Annotated in this window: 12 protein-coding genes; all 12 read left to right on the top strand. The window is 55.5% G+C overall.

The annotated features are described in order from the left end of the window. The first annotated feature begins 42 nt into the window (after positions 1-42). Positions 43-7,593 (top strand): phosphodiester glycosidase family protein, encoded by a 7,551-nt coding sequence (locus SRB521_RS07105; protein WP_116722062.1) that lies wholly within the window; start codon positions 43-45, stop codon positions 7,591-7,593. 115 nt (positions 7,594-7,708) lie between these two features. Continuing rightward, positions 7,709-9,154, top strand: coding sequence for a cohesin domain-containing protein (locus tag SRB521_RS07110; protein WP_129868822.1), 1,446 nt, complete (start codon positions 7,709-7,711; stop codon positions 9,152-9,154). A gap of 18 nt (positions 9,155-9,172) precedes the next feature. After that, positions 9,173-11,206 (top strand): InlB B-repeat-containing protein, encoded by a 2,034-nt coding sequence (locus SRB521_RS07115; protein ID WP_116722064.1) that lies wholly within the window; start codon positions 9,173-9,175, stop codon positions 11,204-11,206. Positions 11,207-11,294: 88 nt separating this feature from the next. Then, positions 11,295-12,254: a helix-turn-helix transcriptional regulator gene (locus tag SRB521_RS07120; protein ID WP_116722097.1), complete on the top strand. Its 960-nt coding sequence runs from the start codon at positions 11,295-11,297 to the stop codon at positions 12,252-12,254. A gap of 123 nt (positions 12,255-12,377) precedes the next feature. Beyond that, positions 12,378-12,776: a helix-turn-helix domain-containing protein gene (locus SRB521_RS07125; protein ID WP_024723002.1), complete on the top strand. Its 399-nt coding sequence runs from the start codon at positions 12,378-12,380 to the stop codon at positions 12,774-12,776. Then, complete coding sequence (locus tag SRB521_RS07130; protein ID WP_116722065.1) at positions 12,773-13,378, top strand: ImmA/IrrE family metallo-endopeptidase; 606 nt, start codon at positions 12,773-12,775, stop codon at positions 13,376-13,378. Before SRB521_RS07125 ends, SRB521_RS07130 begins: the two co-directional genes overlap by 4 nt. A 51-nt stretch (positions 13,379-13,429) precedes the next feature. Continuing rightward, positions 13,430-13,666: a hypothetical protein gene (locus SRB521_RS07135; protein WP_116722066.1), complete on the top strand. Its 237-nt coding sequence runs from the start codon at positions 13,430-13,432 to the stop codon at positions 13,664-13,666. Between the two features lie 244 nt (positions 13,667-13,910). Further along, on the top strand, positions 13,911-14,405 hold the full coding sequence (locus SRB521_RS07140) for an AsnC family protein (protein ID WP_116722067.1): 495 nt from the start codon (positions 13,911-13,913) through the stop codon (positions 14,403-14,405). Between the two features lie 424 nt (positions 14,406-14,829). After that, complete coding sequence (locus tag SRB521_RS07145; RefSeq protein WP_116722068.1) at positions 14,830-16,764, top strand: ATP-dependent DNA helicase; 1,935 nt, start codon at positions 14,830-14,832, stop codon at positions 16,762-16,764. Next, positions 16,761-16,910 carry a hypothetical protein gene (locus tag SRB521_RS16095; protein WP_165366594.1) on the top strand — a complete coding sequence of 50 codons (150 nt, stop codon included), beginning with the start codon at positions 16,761-16,763 and terminating at the stop codon, positions 16,908-16,910. The genes SRB521_RS07145 and SRB521_RS16095 overlap by 4 nt, the downstream gene beginning before the upstream one ends. 68 nt (positions 16,911-16,978) lie before the next feature. Further along, positions 16,979-18,532, top strand: a complete 1,554-nt coding sequence (locus tag SRB521_RS07150) for a recombinase family protein (RefSeq protein ID WP_116722069.1) — start codon at positions 16,979-16,981, stop codon at positions 18,530-18,532. Continuing rightward, positions 18,529-19,338 carry a recombinase family protein gene (locus SRB521_RS07155; protein WP_165366595.1) on the top strand — a complete coding sequence of 270 codons (810 nt, stop codon included), beginning with the start codon at positions 18,529-18,531 and terminating at the stop codon, positions 19,336-19,338. The genes SRB521_RS07150 and SRB521_RS07155 overlap by 4 nt, the downstream gene beginning before the upstream one ends. Position 19,339: the final 1 nt, after the last annotated feature.

Raw genomic sequence — 19,339 nt, forward strand, 5'->3', positions numbered from 1 at the left:
TGCGGGGAGCCGCAGAAAACATATACTGCAGGAGGAGATCACATGAAAAGATTGTTTTCGCTGCTGCTGACATTCTGTTTGACGGCATCACTGCTACCGGCACAGGTTCAGGCAGCGGAGAACGCAAGCAGCGGCGGACTTGACCGACTGGGTATCCGGCAGATATCCGAAAAGGAATATGCCATGACACCCGATGTCAAGGAATACGAATGGATATTGAACAATGGCGCACTGACCCAGCAGATGATGGGTCATGTGATGGAGGTCAAGGTGGGCGAAGGCTCCACAGCTTCCATTGCGGCCGGTTACAGTGATGATGATATCGATACCATCAAAACCGGCAGAAACTGGGCCATGACAGAAACGACCAAACAGGCGCAGAGCATGCAGTCCCGCCGCAATATCAATGTTGTTGGTGCGATCAATGCGGGCGGATACGACATGAGCAACGGCCGACCCAGTGGTGCTTTCATCATGAGCGGCACGCAAATCAACGCGCCGACCGGCACCACCTTCTGGATCGACAAGAGCGGCGATGCGCACATCACCAGCGCGCAGGAGTGCAACGCCGCCTATGCGGCAGGCAATGTTCTGGAAGCGGTCGCCAGCTTCGGCGATATCTTTGAGAATGGCCATGCCCGCAGCGGTCTGGACAACGTCACCCGCGCCTCCCGCACGGCCATCGGCATCAAGGCGGATGGCTCGGTGGTGATGTTCATGGTGGATGGTCGTCAGGCGCCCTATTCCGTCGGCATGACCATGGCGGAGGTTGCCGCTGCCATGGAAGATCTGGGCTGCGTGCATGCCATCAATCTGGACGGCGGCGGCTCCTCGACCTTTGCCACCCAGCGCGAGGGCGAGCAGGAAAACAGCACCGCCGGTCTGACCCTGCGCTGCCGTCCGTCCGACGGCTACGAGCGTAAGGTGTCCAACACCATCATGGTGCTCTCCACGGCGCAGCCCACAGGTCAGTTCGACCATGCGGTGGTGACGCCCAATGACGAGGTCTATACCCCCGGCAGCACGGTGCAGTTTAAAGCGACCGGCATTGACGCCGCCGGCGGCAAGGCGGAAATTCCCACAGGTGCTTCCTGGGCGATTCTCTCCGGCAATGGCAGCATCGATGCGAATGGTCTTTACACGGCTGCCGGTACCTGCGACGAGGTCAAAGTCGGTCTGAAGGTCGGCGGCCAGATCATTGGACAGACCAAAATTCAGGTGCAATGGCCGGACAAGCTGGGCTTCACCAACAACAGCGTCTCCATTGATTTCGGCAAAACAAGCGATTTGACCTTCAAGCCTACATGGCAGGGCAGAGAGGTCCATTATAAGGATGGAGACTTCGTCTGGACGCTGGATGAAAGTAAACCCATCAGCTATAAGTACAATACCAAGGTAGAGGAAAAGGCTTGGGAGGGACGAGATGTCCCCAGCGCGGGTTTTCCAACATGGAAATACTCTGACTCCAATGGCAATGTCTATATGTCGCTTACCGGCAGCATCGGTGTGCAACAGAAAATAGAGTGGGGTTCTACAGAGACAAGAACCTATTTAACTTATTTTACCGAGGCAAGCCGCACCATCAGTTACACTGATGGAACAATTGGGATCCACGAGGTTCTGACACATGATAAGGCTGAAATGCTGGACATGCGCAACAATACGTGGACGGAGTGCACCCTGGAACAAAATGCAGATCGAGTGAATTTAACCCATGATTTCGCAGTTGGTAAATTCACGGGCAATCGCTTTACCGCAGACACGAACAACTCCCTGCGAGCAACGGCTAAGGTGACACTTGCCGGTAACTCGGCCTTGACCGGGCAGGTGGAGCTGGTGGTGGGTCTGGAGCCCCTGGTGCTTATGGACTTTGAGCCCCGGACTGGTGTCAATTGGAACACCTACATTACAAGCGGAAAGAACGGCGGAGAGGGTGATAACCTCACATATGGCCAATTGACAGACGCCCATATCCGGGAGTACGGACTTTGGATGCGAACGGCTACCAACTCCGGTGTTAAATTTGATGGCTCTGGTGTGGTAGGCGCAACGGTGGATGAACGCGTCCGCTTTGGCGAGCAGGCGTTTAAGCTGTGCTTCGACTTTTCACCCTGTGGTGAAACATCAGTTGCGGCAGCGGATGGTGGCTTCTCCTGCGACCTGTATGTCAATACTGTGCAGCCCACCAAGATCGGCATGTGGGTAAATGTGCCGGCGGATTTGAAGGGTTGCCCCTATAATCTGAAGGCTATTTTAGCCGGCGGAGCAAGAGACACGGCGGAGGCACACACCGATGGCGGGTACAACACACTGCAGCCGGACGGAACCTTTACATATGGCAACTTCGGTGATGCCGGCGCAAAGGGCAAGGTTCCCAAGGGTACGACCATGTACACCCAGTACTACGGTAAGAGCAAGGATGCCGAAGGGAACGAGATTATCCTGAATACTTTGGGCGAAATGGCCGGTAAGGGCTGGCTTTGGGTGGAGGCGGATATCTCCGCCATGCAGATGCCCATTGATGTCTACCGCGCCTATACCTTCCGCGTTGTCAAGACGCAGTTGATGAATGAACGCTTCAAGGGACATATTCTGGTGGATAATGTCCAGTTCATCTACGGCACGAATACCAACGATATCACCAACCCGGTGCTGGAATCGGTCACGGAGACTTCCTCCGGTACGGCGTTGGCAGGAGACGGCTCCACTGTGCTGAACAGCGGCAATCTCACTTTTAACGCCATCTATTCTGACAGCGAGCTCACCGATAAATACGCCACTGGCATCGATACCAGCGGTATCCGCGTGCTGCTGGACGGTACGGACTATACCGGCAAGCTGGAGATCAATGACGGTTCCCTCTACCTCACGGGCGTGGCGCTCCGTAACGGCACGCATACCCTTACCATCCGGCTTAAAGACTTCTACGGCAACGTGACGACCGAGACCCGCACCTTCCGCGTGGAGAACACCGAGGGCGTGCGCTCCGCCGTCGATATCGTGCCGCAGCCCGAGGCGCCGGAAATCGGCAAGGAATACGTCTTTGCTATCGTAAATAACACTGGCGAGACTGTCAAAAAGGCAGAGCTGACGGTGGATTTCAGCGCCATGGGCAACGCTGCAAAGTATCTTGAGGGCGCTGAGGTCAAATCGCTCAGCGGCAACTATACACTGACACTGGATCAAGACGCTTTGAAAAAGGGACTTGCGAAGATCACGGTCACGAAGCAGGCCGCGCAGGCGCGGCGGACAATGCTGACCGGAGTGCAGGAAGCAGATTATGACTATGTCTCCGAGCTGGGTTATCTCATCATCAAGATTCCTGCAAATGCCGCATCGGACAGCAAACTGAAATGCACAGTGACGCAGGGCAGCTACACTGTTACGGACAGCAACGGAAACGAAACTGTTTATACATTCTCCGGTGAGGAGAAGGCCATCCCCTTAAAAGCGGACTATCAGCTCAACTGCAAGCAGGCGATTGCCGGAATGCCGACCGAGCTGACCGTAACGGATGTCAATGGCGCAAACGTTTCGCTCGCCAATATCTATCAGGTGAACAGCGACGGCACAAGCACGAAGCTTGGCAGCACCAACATGAAGGGCACATTTACCAAAACCTTTGACGTGGCGGGTGAATATACCTTCTATGCCGAAAAGAACGGCAGCGGCCGCTCCTGGAACCAGCGCGTGATCGTCTGCGAAAGAACGACTGAGAACGGCGGCAAGCCCTTCGGTATCCTCACCAACGGCGTGACAGTGCCCGGCACCAAGAGCATTACCTGGCTCACCCAGATCGATGGTTCTGATGCAAAGGCACAGGTGAAGTATTCTAATTCGGAAGACCTCAGCGGCGTTACGCCGGTGGAGGGGACCTCCTCACTTCAGACCTTTGTGCAGAGCAGCCACGGCGATGCACTGCGGTGCAACAAGGTAACGCTTACCGGTCTGACACCCGGCACTACCTACTACTATCAGGTGGGCGATGGGAGAACATGGTCTGATACGCAGAGCTTCAAAACATCTGTTGCGAACGCGGATACGACCAACTTCTTCATCCTGGGCGACATTCAAACAGGCAACACAGCAAATCTGGCCGCAGCGCTGGAAAAGCTGAGAGCAGGAAGCTATGACTTCGGTGTTCAGACCGGCGATGCCATCGACAATGTGACAATGTATGAAACACATTGCCGTCCGTTCCTGAACACGCTCAACAGCGGTACGCTGGGCGGCGTGGATCTGATCCATGTGCTTGGCAACCATGAGTATTACGGCGATGCGGATGGCAAGATCAGCAAGGCGATCTATGATCTGCCTGAGAGCGCGCAGAACAGCTGGTACAAAATGGAATACGGCAAGGTCTGCGTAGTCGTCGTGAACCATGGCACGAAGCTCTCTGAGACGTTGACGGACATTGCCGAGAACCTGACCACCGACTGCGTCTGGAAGGTACTCGTGTCGCACGAACCCATCTATGGCACCGAGTCCGTTTCCGCAACACCGGAAATCCTTGCCAGCATTGAGAAGGCAGGCTTCAGCTTCGTCTTCGGCGGTGATGACCATGCCTACGCCCGCACCTATCCCATGCTCGGTGGCGTGAAGCAGGTGGAAAACAGCCGGAACGGCGTTGTGTACTTTGTCTGCGGCGATTTGAGCGGCAAGAGCAACAAGTTTGAAAATCGGGAGTACTATGCGTGCGCCAAGCCTCATACCGAATACGACGGCATGTATCTCACAGTGCAGGCAACGGAAGCGTCCTTCACGGTCAAGGCTATCAAGTACGATGGCACTGAGCTGGATTCCTACACCAAAACGCGCACCGACTGCGAGTTGGGCAAGCACACGGTGAGTGGAACCAGCAAGTACGATATGACCGCTGGAACGATTTCCTGCGCAGTCTGCGGCACGGCACTGAAACCTGAAGACGGCTATGCTTTCAATGGTCTGCTCTCCACCACAGACAGCAAACAGGTCATCCTCGCAAACGGAAGTGTCAAGAAGAACGAGTTCTCTTCTCTGGGCGAGAACAGATACCACTCTTGCGCGGACGGCTATGCCTACCTTACCACGCAGAGCGACAGCCGCACCTGCGTGACCGGCGGCTATATTACCTATACCTGTCCGCAATGCAAGACAACGGATCGATCTGATTTTCAGCGCCCCGTCGATCACAAGTGGGATGAGAACCATGTCTGCACGGTCTGCCAGTTCCACGGCATCGATATCAACAGCGAAGATGTCGTCTTCAAATTCGGAAGCCCTGAAAATCCTCGCGATATCGAACCGGCCCCCAACTATTATTACACCGGCACCGGTGTTCGTCCCGGCAGCTTTGCCAAACGCGGTGACTATGTGCTGACGCAGAACAATGACGCCAACCTCATCAACGGACAGATCCCCGATCTGTATGTGGAATGGCCGGACAGCAAGAATGTCGGCAAGGCCGAGATCAAATGTACAGGCCGAGGAAATTACTACGGCGATAAAACGCTGACCTATTACATTGTGCCCAACAATGTGACGAAGCTGGCGCTTGAGTCTGCAACGGAAGACTCTCTGACCCTTACATGGAACGCCGCACTTGGTGCGGAGTATTATGAAGTTTACCAGTGCGACAAGGATAACGAACGCCGGACTTACATGGGAACCACTGCCGAAACTACCATTACGGTTACAGGTCTAAAAGAGGACACGGAGTATTACTTTGTAGCGGCTGGCCGCACCAAAGTTCCGGCGGAAAACAATAAGGTCTACAGCAGCGCAAAATGGTCCAATATCCTCTGCGCACGGACCTCTCCCATCTCGGCAGACGTCAAGGCGATGACGGCAACGGTCGACAGCGTCCAGATCCCCGCGGTGGCAATGGACGGCACGAACTACCTCTTCCTGCCCGCTTCGGCAAACCTTGCGAGCCTGAACGCCGTGTTCACGCGCTCGGCTGAGACCGGTGATCTGGTGGTGATGGGCGATCTGGGCAGCCAGAACGTTTCCAGCACAGATTCATTGGATGTTTCGGCGCTGGCTTCCGAGACGAACGGCTATCGGACCATCACTGCGAAGGTCGGAAACGGCACGGCGTTCACCGTCCGCATCATGCAGGCATCCGAACTTCCGACCCTCTATCTGACAAGCACGGATACGAGCGCGCAGGGACGCAGCTATGTAGACAGCAGCAAGCGGAACACCACGACAGCCGCGCTCAAGATGATCGACGCAAACGGCGGCGAGATCGCCGCGACGAACATCACCGAGCTAAAGGCGCGCGGCAATTCCACCTTCACGTACGCAGAAAAGAAGTCGTATCAGATGAAGCTGGAAACGGTCTCCGATCTGCTGCAAAACGACGAGAGCGTAAAGACCTGGGTGCTGCTGGCAAGCTACTTTGACGCTACGCTGATGCACGACAAGCTGTTCAAGGACATGGCGGCTGCTTTGGGAATGCCCTATACAGCGAGCTGCGATTGGGTGAACCTGTACTACGATGGTGAGTATCGCGGCGTGTATCTGCTGAGCGAAAAGAATGCGGTCAAGGATACCGGCATCGATATCACCGATCTGGAAGCGGCGTACAAGGAAAAGAATCCAGGATACGGGACGAACATGACCCCCGCGACCGGCACCAATGCCTATGGAGGGAGCTATACCTATACGACCGGCCTTACTGACCCGGCCGACATCACGGGCGGCTATTTGCTGGAGCTGAACCACAACGCGCCGGATGAGATCAACGGCTTTGTGACCCTTCAGGGCAAGGGCATCAATGTCAAGAGCCCCAAATGGTGCAGCGACGAAGCCATGAAGTATATCAGTGAATACTATCAGGCGTTTGAGAATGCGGTTTATGCCACGGACGAAACCGGCAATTACACCGGCATCAACGCCGAAGGTAAGCACTATTACGACTATGTTGACCGCGATTCGCTCGTGAAGATCTTCCTGCTGCAGGAGCTGGCACTCAATCCGGACGGCTTTGTGTCCTCGCTCTACTTCTACAAGGATGCGGATAATATCATGTATGCCGGTCCTATTTGGGATCAGGATATGACGCTCGGCACCGGCTGGACCAAGCAGATCACGCCGGAAACGACCGACTATCACTATCTGGCGAAAGCGTTGATTCAGATCCCCGATTTCCGGGATGCCGTCATCAAGTGCTATAACGAGACATTTGCTCCGCAAGCCAATGCTCTGATCGCGAAGAACGGTACGATCTATGGTTATGCGGACCACCTGACAGATAGTGCGGAAATGAACTTCGTCCTCTGGCCGTATATCCGAGTGGGAGATCCGAGCAATGCCGAACACATTTGGCAGAACACCACCTATACTTCGGTTCTTGCCGATATGCAGAGCTGGCTCGCACAGCGCATCGCAAAGCTGGATGAGACCTTTGCAGCACCTGACTTTGCGACAGGCGATGTGAACGGCGATGGCGATGTTGATATTTTCGATGTCTACGCATTGAGTCGCTATCTTGCCGGATATGAGGTCGAAGGCTTTATTCCTGCCAATGGCGATGTAAACGGCGACGGTGATGTTGACATTTTTGATGCCTGGGTACTCCAGAGGCGTCTGGCTGGCTATGAGAACTGATTAATTATTCTCCTGCCAGAGAATTCGGAAAAGCATATTCTCTGGCAGGAGGGCACATTCAACTCATGTATCCTGTGATACAACACATTTTTATAACGAAAGGAACGAAAAAAGAATGAAAAGCAGAAAACGCTTGCTGTCTCTATTTCTTTCCTTGGCAGTGATGTTCACAATGAGTATCACCACTGCTGCGGCAATTGATGCAGACAACGGCAGTGCAGCTATCATAGCTGTTGAAACGGTAAAGCAAACAGTCAAGGTAGGCGATGAAGTTACACTGAATGTTTCCGTAGCGAACAATCCTGGCTTTGCGGCGTTTGACTTTACCATCCAGTATGATGAGGAGAGACTGGAACTACAAGGTATTGAAAATGGAAGTTTCGGAGGAACTCTTATTGGTAATACGGCCACAGGCAAGGTGAATTTTATTGCTAACGTTCAGAATGAATGCACGGGAGACGGAACACTATTCACTTTGAAATTCAAGGTGAAGGCAGACTGCTCGGACGGCACACAAGTAAAGATTGAAACGACGACCTTTAAAAATGCGAACAATGAGAGTATTTTGTCTACTGTCGTACCCGGTGGTACAACCGGTGACTCCACGACGGGTGACTCCACGACGGGCGGCTCCACGACCGGTGGCTCCACGACAGGCGGTTCGACAACGGGCGGCTCCACGACGGGCGGCTCCACGACGGGCGGCTCCACGACCGGTGGCTCCACGACAGGCGGCTCTACAACGGGCGGTTCCACGACCGGTGGCTCCACGACAGGCGGTTCGACAACGGGCGGCTCCACGACGGGCGGTTCGACAACTGGCGGCTCCACGACGGGCGGCTCCACGACGGGCGGTTCGACAACTGGCGGCTCCACGACGGGCGGCTCTACAACGGGTGGCTCCACGACCGGTGGCTCCACGACAGGAGGCTCTACAACGGGCGGTTCCACGACCGGTGGCTCCACGACGGGCGGCTCCACGACGGGCGGTTCGACAACTGGCGGCTCCACGACGGGCGGCTCTACAACGGGTGGCTCCACGACCGGTGGCTCCACGACAGGAGGCTCTACAACGGGCGGTTCCACGACCGGTGGCTCCACGACAGGCGGTTCGACAACTGGCGGCGGTGAAACGGAGAGCATTGTGATCGACAACAAGACGATCGGCGTTGCGGCTGCATCGACGATCTACGATTCAGAAAATAAATCGCTGACCGTAACGTGCGATCAGCCCTGCGTTGTGATGATTCAGGCTGCTGACGGTACGCTGACCCGACTGATCGGCACTAGAAATTCGGACAATACGTATATCTTTGATGTCTCGGGGCTTCCCAAGGCTGCAAAGGTTGTTGTTGCAACCAAGGGTGATGCAAATGGAGATGGGGAGACGAATGCTGCTGATCTTGCGCTGATTAATCGTGCAATTCTCCAGGGGAAGCAAATTGGCAAATTTGATACGATGATCTGCGATGTGAACGGCGATGGCGTAGTGAATGCAGCTGATTTGGCGCTTATGAACCGTCAATATCTCAGAGGCGAACAGTTAAGTTGGGATGCTTAAACGAGGAGGATAGGTAAAATGAAAAAAATTCTGGCATTGATTCTGGCTGTTGTCTTGTGCCTGTCGTTGTGTGTTACCGCGTTTGCGGAAGATGCGCCAACGGTTCTGGCAGAGCTGGATAAAACAAGCATTGAGGCTGGAGCTGGACAGGATGTTACGCTGACACTGGAGATGTCCAAGGAATTTGGCCTTAGCAGTGTTTCCTACACTGTCGACCTTCCGGATGGATTTACGCTGGTTTCGATTGAATCCGGCACGCCCGCTATTTCTTACACCGGGTTCGTCAACCTTAACACAGGCATTGTAAGCTGGTACGTTCCCTCAGTCGATAATGCCGTAACAACTGTCTTTTCCAAAATTGTTGTTCATGTTCCGGATGATGCGACTGCCGGCGAGTATGCAATTGGCGTAAAGAATCTGAGTCTGACTACGTATGATTATAACAATGACATATCTTGGGCAAGCAAGACCGCATCTGCTACGCTCACCATCAACACCCCGCCTGTCCACGTCACCGGCGTTACGCTGAACAAGTCTGAAACCACCATGCTGGTCGGCGGAACTGAGACCCTGACTGCGACTGTAGCCCCCGCCAATGCGGACAACAAAAATGTTACCTGGACGACCTCGAATGCCAATGTTGCGACGGTCAACAACGGCGTTGTGACGGGTGTCGGCGCTGGCACCGCTACGATCACTGTTACTACGGTTGACGGCAATAAGACTGCAAGCTGCGTCGTGACTGTGAACGCGGTCCCGGTCGATGTTACCGGTGTTACACTGACCCCGACCACGCTGAACATGAAGGTCGGCGGCACTGCAACTCTGACGGCTGCAGTTCAGCCGGAAAATGCGACTAACCAGTCTGTTACCTGGACGACCTCCAATGCCTCTGTCGTGACGGTCAATAGTGGCGTTGTGATGGCTGTCGGCGAGGGTACTGCGACCGTCACCGTTGCTGCAGCGGACGGCCGATACACCGCAAACTGCACCATAACAGTTGAAAAGGCGGATACGCCCGTCACCTATAATGTCACCGTCCAGAACGATGGCCACGGCAGCGCCAGCGCAACGCCCGCAAGTGCTGAGGCAGGCGCCGAGATTGCCCTGAGTGCCGCGGCCGACAGCGGCTACCACTTCAAGGAGTGGCAGGTGGTCAGCGGCAGTGTAAGCATCACCAACAACAAGTTCACCATGCCTGCCAGCGATGTGACCGTCAAGGCCATCTTTGAGAAAAACAGCAGTTCTTCCGGCGGTTCCTCCTCCGGCAGCACCACCTACACCGTCAAGGTGCTCGACAGCAAGAACGGCGACGTGACCGCGAGCCACAAGACTGCCTCTAAGGGCACTGCTGTCACCCTGACGGTCACTCCCGACAAGGGCTATGTGCTCGATACCCTCACCGTTCTGGACGGCAACAACAAGGATCTCAAACTGACCGAGAAGAACGGCAAGTTCACCTTCACCATGCCCGCCAGCAAGGTCACCGTGGCGGCCACGTTCAAGGCTTCTGCCCCCACCGGCAAGAACCCGTTCATCGATGTTCCCTCTGGCTCCTACTACGAGGACGCTGTTGTCTGGGCGGTTGAGAAGGGCATTACCAGCGGCACCAGCGCTGTGACCTTCGACCCGAGCGGCAACTGCACGAGAGCGCAGGCGGTCACCTTCCTGTGGCGCGCTGCCGGTTCCCCCGCCCCCAAGACCAAGGTCATGCCCTTTACTGACGTTCCATCCGGCAGCTACTACTATGACGCAGTGCTGTGGGCTATGGAGCAGGGCATTACCAAGGGCACAAGCGACACCGCTTTCAGCCCCAACGCTTCCTGCACCCGCGCTCAGATCGTCACCTTCCTGTGGCGTGCCAACGGCAGCCCTGCTGTCAGCGGCAATTCTGCCTTCACCGATGTGGCAGCTGACGCTTACTACGCGGCGGCGGTCGCCTGGGCAGAGAAGAACGGCGTTACCGGCGGTATCGGCAACGGCCTGTTCGGCTCCGGCGACACCTGCACGAGAGCCCAGATCGTGACGTTCCTCTATCGCGCGATGAAGTAAGGTACAAACGCAAATATCCAAGCAAAGTACTGAACGGCGCGGCGGCAATGCCGCCGCGCCTTTTCCCATTTGAATGGAGTACTGCTATGTGAAAAATGAATCCCAATATGGTCTGCTGCTATTACAGCGGTATCTGTATGAGCATACGGATGACCAGCATCCGGCCTCTGTGGCGGATATTCTTGCCTTCTGGCAGGAGCATGGCATTCAGGCGGGGCGCAAGAGCGTATATTCCGCTATTGAAGTCTTGCAAAGCAGCGGTATGGACATCGTATGCGTCAAAAGCACCCAGAATCGATATTTCGTGGGGGAGAGGATGTTTGAACTGCCGGAGCTGAAGCTGCTGGTGGACGCGGTAGAATCCTCCCGCTTTATTACGGCTAAAAAGAGCGAGCGGCTTATTGAAAAGTTGGGTAAGCTCACCAGTGAATCTCATGCCCGCCAGTTGGATCGGCATATTTATATGGACGGCACCGCCAAACCGGAGAATGAGTGCATCTATTACAGCGTGGATGAGATCCATAACGCCATTCAGGAAAAACGGCAGATCACCTTTCAGTATTACGAATACACCCCGCAGAAAGAAAAGATACTCAAGCATAACGGCTACCGCTATCAGTTCAGCCCGTATGCCCTTATTTGGAGCCGAGATTGCTATTATGCCGTAGGTTGGTCGGAAAAGCACGGAAAGATTGCACAATTTCGGGTAGATCGAATGACGGCAGTCGAACCACTGGAACATACGGCAGTCCAGACACTGGATTTTGATCCGGCGGAGTATGTCCGCAAGGTGTTTGGGATGTACCCGGACAACCTCTGTACCGTAGAGCTGCTGTGCGATAATGAGGTCATGCGCAGCGTGATCGACCGCTTCGGTGAAAATGTGTGGACGGAAACTGTAGATGAACAGCATTTCCGCGCCACAGTCGAGGTCGCGCCAAGCCCTCCGTTCTTCAGTTGGGTCTTTACCTTTAGCGGTAAGATTCGCATCGTCAGCCCAGCAGCAGTGTTGGAGGAAATGCGGGATATGGCAGCGTGGCTGAAATAATTTCTGGATGGTGTTCCCTGCGGGGAACACCATCTTTTTCGCATCTTGCCAATCGAACGAATGTTTGCTATACTGAGGCTACAGTGTTTCCAGAGAAGAGAACACGGATAGGAGGTGAGTTACTTGGAACAGACATTCGGCAGCTTCGTTCGGGAGAAACGGCAATCTATCGGATTGTCTCTGCGCACACTGGCGGCAAAGCTGGACTTATCGCCAGTCTATCTGAGCAACATTGAGAACGACCGCAGACCGGCGCCGACGCGCGCATATTTGGAACGGTTGGAGCAGGAACTGCATCTGAGTAAGGTGGAAACCGAGCAGATGCTGGATCTTGCCGCCAAGTCCCAGAATAACCGGGTATCCGCAGACCTGCCGGACTACATCATGGATCGGGAGATCGTCCGGGCCGCTCTCCGCACGGCGAAGGAGGCAGATGCCACAGACCAGGAGTGGCAGGAATTTATCGACCGGATCACCCAGCGCGCAAAGAAATCCAAAGAGGGCGGTGAAATAGACGCATGAAAAAAGCATATTACCGCGAACAGGCGCTGGAGCGGATCGCCCGCGATGTGATCATCGCCTATGACCCCAGACTTTATTACGGTTCCCCCGCAGCCATTCCCATTGAGGACATCATCGAGGCACAGGGGCTGGTGCTGGAGTATCAATATCTGCGGAATAATGGGCGGGTTTTGGGCGAAACCATCTTTGACGACGGTCTCACAGCGATCTATGACTGGGAAAACCACCGCTATGATCTTCTTCCCGTCAAGGGCGGCACCATCCTCATCGACTGCTCTCTCTGCGAAGAGGAAGCATCTACCGGGCGGCTGCGCTTTACCTGCGCCCATGAGCTGGGGCACTGGCTGCTCCATAAGAAACAGTTCAGCGGGACCGGCGAAAACGCGGCGCTCCGTTCCGGCGATGAGAGCGACAACACATTGGAAGTGCAGGCGAACCTGCTGGGCTCTATCCTTCTGTTGCCGCTGCCGCAGGTCAAGCGCTGTTTCTATCAGCTGCGCTCCGGACGGACGAATCAACAGCTGGTGACGGATATGGCAGGTATCTTTCAGGTATCCAAGCAGGCCATGCGCATTCGGTTGGAGAACCATAACCTGCTGTAAAAAATTTTCATGTGCTGTTCTCAAAAAAGAGAACAGAGAAAGAGAGGCGCTATGTCAAAAACCAATTCCCTGCGCTGTCCGCTGTGCGGCAAGGGCCGTATCGCGGATATCCCCAGTGGTGCGGAGCAGTCTCAGTACAGGCTGTTTGCTCTGCACAGAGCGGAACACCCTGACCTGATCGCCAAATGCCCCAAGTGCGGCGAACAGATCGGCATCACGGTGCTGACACCGGATGCTCACCCCCTGATCCACACGCCCATCCACTTTATGGGATATGTTCAGGCATAAATTAAAAATCCAATTGATATGACTTCGTCAAGCGCACCAGCCACCCATCATCGAATATGGGAACATTGAGTTAGGAGCCTTACAAGTAGCTTTTCAGCTATGCGTAAGGCTCTTTTTTTGCGCCTTTCTTTGGCTGAAAAGCGGAAAGGCACACAATGCGCAGACGCTGGCAGCCCTATATCGCTAAATATCCGTGACCCAATCTCAGACATTTCAAAAAAATCTGAGATTGGAGTCATGAATCATGAAAAAATGGCAGGAAGAACGCAACTATCGGCGCGTTCTAAACGAAGGTGGCGAAGTCATCGCCAATATCATCACTGTAGACGGTATGGACGTAGAGGTGCCGGAGGATGTGTATCTGGCCTACTCCCAGGCAGACCGCCGTGAGCGCTACATCACGGAGGAACAGTCCTCCGGCAAGCTGCTCTCTCTGGAGCAGATGGAGGAGGACGACCTGCTTCCGGACTATGTCGGAGCGGAAACGGCCCCCAGTGCTGAAACGGAGGCACTGGAGCGTGAGGAACTTCGGAATCTGGCAGAGCAGAAGCAGATCCTTTTGCTGGCGCTGCTGTCACTAAAGGATACCGACCGGGAACTCATCAACGCCCTGTTCTTCGACGGCGCGTCTACACGGGAATACGCCCAAAGAATGGGCGTCAGCCAGCGGGCGGTCATCAAGCGGAGAGACCGTATCCTGCGGGATCTCAAAAAGTTTTTTGAAAATTCCTCGAAATAAGGGTATTCACCGAACGCAATTTTCGGGAGGACAGTGAGGGGCTCCGAATCGCCCCTCGCTGTTCCTTGAAAATTGCATACCAGCAATACGGATAACCACCCGGACAGAAGAGCGATCCGCGCAGTGTGCGCCACGACCCGTGGGAAGCCTTGCAGCTTCCCGCGGCGAGCGATTTTACCTGCGCAGGGGCGGCGTTGGCAGCGCCGCCCGCAGAGACGCTGTCCGGGCAGATAATGAGACACAATGCACTGGCCAGCATGAAGAGGCTGGGCTGCTCCGGGATTGAAAGCAGTAGAGATCCCGGAAATACGCCCGTGAAGGTCTTGCCGGACCTTGTCCGTATTGTTCCCTTTTCCCACCGGGGCGCGCTGCAAATACGGTGGAAACGAAAACAAAGCATGACAGGAAAAGAGGTAATTATCGGATGAATACCAACGATAACAGGCTGAAAGCCCATAAACTGATCGACCATATTTTTCAGGACCTTCTTCCCGCCCACGGTATGGCGCAGCGTCCGGAGCAGATCCAATTGAGTCACCGGATGCTGGAAGCCATGCAGGACGGGAGGATCGCCTTGTGCGATGCCGGGACGGGCATCGGCAAGACCTACGCTTATCTGGCGGCTGCCACGGCAGCGTCTGCTTTCCCGACAGGGCAGATCGCCCGCCCCATCATCATTTCCACTTCCAGTATCGCGCTGCAAAACGCGGTGCTGACGGAGTATCTGCCGCTGCTGTCCTGCGTCCTAATGGCGGACGGGATTCTTACCAAGCCACTGAAAGCGGTCATCCGCAAAGGCAAAAGCCATTATGTCTGCGACGAGCGGCTGGACAGGCGGCTGCGTCAGGTATATCCTGCAAAGAAAAATCCGGAAGCGCTGACGGCGCTCCGGACTCTTAGGGAAACGCTGGACATGGACAGAGTTTCTCATCTCAGCGGCTATGACCGGGAGCGTGTCTGCGTACCGCAGGTCTGCGACTGCAAGCAGAGGGACTGCCGATATCAGCGGTTCCTCAAGACTTGCGACAAAGATCAATTTTTGTTTCAAATCTGCAATCATAATTTGCTGGTGGCAGACGCCATCCACCGCAGCGAGGGAAAACGCCCCATCTTCCCGGAGCACAGCATCATCATCGTGGATGAAGCCCATAAGCTCCCGGAAACCGCACAGCAGATGCTGGGTGTGACGTTGGCGGCCGAAGAGATACGAAACCTTATCCTTCAGCTAAAAGAGGAACGGTACTTACTGGCGGCAGAAATGCTGGAGGACAGCACAGGTCCTTTGCTGCGCAAGCTGGCACAGCCCAGAGAGGAAGCGGAGCCGGTGGAAGCCTGTTTGCGATTGCTGACCGCGCCATCCTGCACACTGCCCATCATCCAGCGGCAGATCGGCAGCCTGCTCTCCCCGCTGGGAAGCCGCCAGCTGAATACGGTGCTGGACGCGGTCAAGCTGTTCACCAGTTCCCAGACAGATATGATTTTTTACACTGCCGAAGATGTCAGCACAGGCGGCGCCATGCTGTGCGCCGCAGCCGGCGATATCACGCAGCGAATAAAAAAGATCCTGTGGCAGCCGGATCAGGCGTTTGTTCTGACCTCCGGCACCATGGCGGTGGGCAGCGATTTCCGCCGTTTCAAAACGCAGGCAGGATTGGAGAAGGGGCACCGTGTTATGGAATCCGTTTCTCCATCCCCCTTTGACTACCGGAACAACTGCCTGCTCTACCTTCCGCAAATCCCGCCCCGCCAGAGAGCGGAGGATACGGATGTGTACTTTAATGAGCTGACTGCCGAGCTCGTCGGACTCATCAAAGCAGCTTCCGGTCACGCACTGGTGCTCTTTACCTCCTACGCAGCCATGTCGGCTGTGAAGGAGCGGCTGCGGGAGGAATCTCTCCCATTCCCATTCCTGACGCTGGGCCGCAACGCGCCCCACATCATTGAACAGTTCCGGCACACGCCGGGAGCGGTGCTGCTGGCCACCGGCGCGGCATGGGAGGGCTTTGATTTCCCCGGCGACTGTGTATCTCTGCTGATCATCCCACGCCTGCCTTTCGCCTACCCAGACGCACGAAAGGAACGGGAATTGGAGAAGTATTCTTCCCTTCACGCATTCATCCGTGAGGTAGCTGTACCGGAGATGCAGATCAAGCTGCGCCAGGGCTTTGGCCGGGCCATCCGCACGGAGAGCGATACCTGCGTCATCGCCATTCTGGATGAACGGGCCTGCCGTGGCCGCAGATACGCCCAGGCTGTGAGTGAGGCATTGCCGGAAATGCGGAGGACTGGCAGCCTGCGGGAAGTGACAAGGTTTCTGCGGGAGAAAAAGCCGGAGAGCTATTTTGAGGTAGAAAGATGATCGACGCAAAGAAAGAATTGCAGTATCGGCTGGCAGTCAGGATGCTGGAGCATCTGGCGGAAATCGGCCTGCTGAGCGCGGAAGAGCTGGTCTATGCCAAAAGGCTGGCCGGAGAAAAATACACCCCGCAGACTGTTTGGGAATAGTGCTGGATATTCTGCGGATCGTGTGGTAGCTTGTGTGTTGACAAAAAAGATACAAGGAAGTGAAAAACATGGCACAGGTAAAAATCATCGCGCCGCAGACGCGGGAAGCGGAACATCTGCGGGTGGCAGCCTACTGCCGGGTCAGTTCGGACTCCAAGGATCAGCTGCATTCCTACGCCGCCCAGATCCGCAGTTATACGGAAGAGATCGCCCAGCATGACGGCTGGGAGCTGGTGGATGTGTATGCCGACGAAGGGCTGACCGGCACCCGGATGGATCAGCGGGATGACTTCAACCGTATGATGCGGGACTGCCGGAAGGGCAAGATCGACCGCATTCTGGTGAAGTCCGTATCCCGCTTCGCCCGGAATACCAGAGACTGCCTGTCCGCCCTGCGGGAGTTATCCGCCATGGGCGTCAGCGTCCGGTTTGAAAAAGAAAATATCGACACGAAAACGCTCACCACCGAACTGATGGTGAGCGTTTCCGGTTCTCTTGCCCAGCAAGAATCCATCTCCATCTCCGCCAATCAGAAGATGAGCTATCAGCGGCGGATGGAGCGTGGGGAATTTATCACCTGCACCGCCCCTTACGGATACCGAATCGTAAATAAGAAAGATCTTGAGATCGTCCCAGAGGAAGCCGCCACGGTGCGCTGGATCTTCGACGCATACCTCAAGGGGCGCAGCTCCGGATGGATCGCGGAGCAGCTGACGGCGAAAGGCATCCCCTCCCAGTCCGGCGCGGAATGCTGGAGAGAAACGGGGGTTCGATACCTGCTGACCAATGAAAAGTACATTGGAGACGCTCTGAGCCAGAAATCCTACAGCTGCGGCTTTCCCTTCGTGCAGAAACGAAATCACGGGGAACGCCTGCAATACTACACGGAGAACTCCCATCCAGCTATCATCGACCGGGACACCTTTGAGCGGGTGCAGGCACTGCTGCAAAAGAAAGCGCAGAAAGAGAAAAAGCGCAGAGAAAAAAGCCCTCTTGCCTTAAAAATCGTTTGCGGGAACTGCGGGACGGTGTTTCAGCGCCGAAGCAGCCAGAGCGGATATGTGACATGGGTCTGCCGAACCCACGACCGCCACGCCGCGGACTGCCCTGTAGGACGCATCCCGGAAGCGGAGATCCATGCCGCCTTCCTGCGGATGTACCACAGGCTCAAAAGCAACGCGGACATCATTCTGGCCCCGGCCCTCCGGCAGCTGAACACGCTGGACACGATCCTGCGGCAGAATCATCCGCAGTTGCTGACCATCAACCGGGCCATCGCGGAAGCAACAGAAGAAAGCCATAAGATCAGCACTCTGCGGGCCAATGGCTTGCTGGACGCGGATATCTGCGCCGCCCGCATGAATGCCATCAGCGCCAGACTGGCGCAGCTTCGCGGAGAACGGCGCAGGCTGACAGAGAACGAAGCGATAGACGAAACGATGGATGCGCTCCGCAAGGTGGAGCAGACGTTTCTCAACGGACCGGAACGGCTGGACGGCTTCGATGAAGAGCTGTTCGAACATCTGGTGGAGAAGATCATTGCAGAGTCTCAAAACCGTATCCGCTTCCGGCTTTACGGAGGCTTGGAACTGACAGAACAATGGGAGGTGGCGGCAAGATGATCAACCGCAAGGTGTTATACGGGTATCAGATCCAAAACGGCGCGTTAGAGATCGTGCCGGAGGAGCAGCGGACCGTCAGTATGGTCTTTACGCTCTACAACGCCGGGGCTTCCTATCAGGCCATCTCGGACGCCTTGAACCGGCAGAGTATTCCGTATTGCCGGGAAGTGCCGCTCTGGAACAAGCATAAGGTAAAGCGCCTTTTGGAAAATCCCCGTTACACCGGTAAGGAGGGATACCCCATACTGGTGGAAGCGGATATTTTCCAAGCGGCGCAGGAAAAGACGGCGGAAAAGAATGCCAGGAAGCAGTCCCACGGAGAGAAGCCTGCCATTGCGCGGTTGACTCCATACTTCCGCTGCACCTGCGGCGGGAAGATGACCCGGCTGGGCGGCGGCTGGCAGGACAGCGGCAAGCTGTATCTGAGATGCGAAGGCTGCGGGAATACCGCGGTCATGGACATGGATGCGACGGTAAACTGGATCGTCCGTCAGTTCCGGGACCATGAACCGCCCAGCTGCACCGCCTACACGCCCTCTGCGGAGGTCATGCGGCTGGACAATGCCATCAACCGGGGGCTGGAGCAGCCGGCCTCGCCGGAAACGGTGATGGCGCTGATCCTGCAGGGTGCGGCAGCGCGGTATGCCTGCTGTCCAGAGCCGTCTGCCGAATCTGAGGGGTCGGAGCGGCTGACGGAGACGAATTGGAAACGCTTCCGCAGGACAGTCTCCCATATCATCATCTCACAGGATGCCGAAGTAACTCTTATATTTACGGATAAAAAAGCGACAGGAAAGGACGAATGAT

Source organism: Intestinimonas butyriciproducens, from assembly GCF_004154955.1.
Lineage (GTDB): Bacteria > Bacillota > Clostridia > Oscillospirales > Oscillospiraceae > Intestinimonas > Intestinimonas butyriciproducens.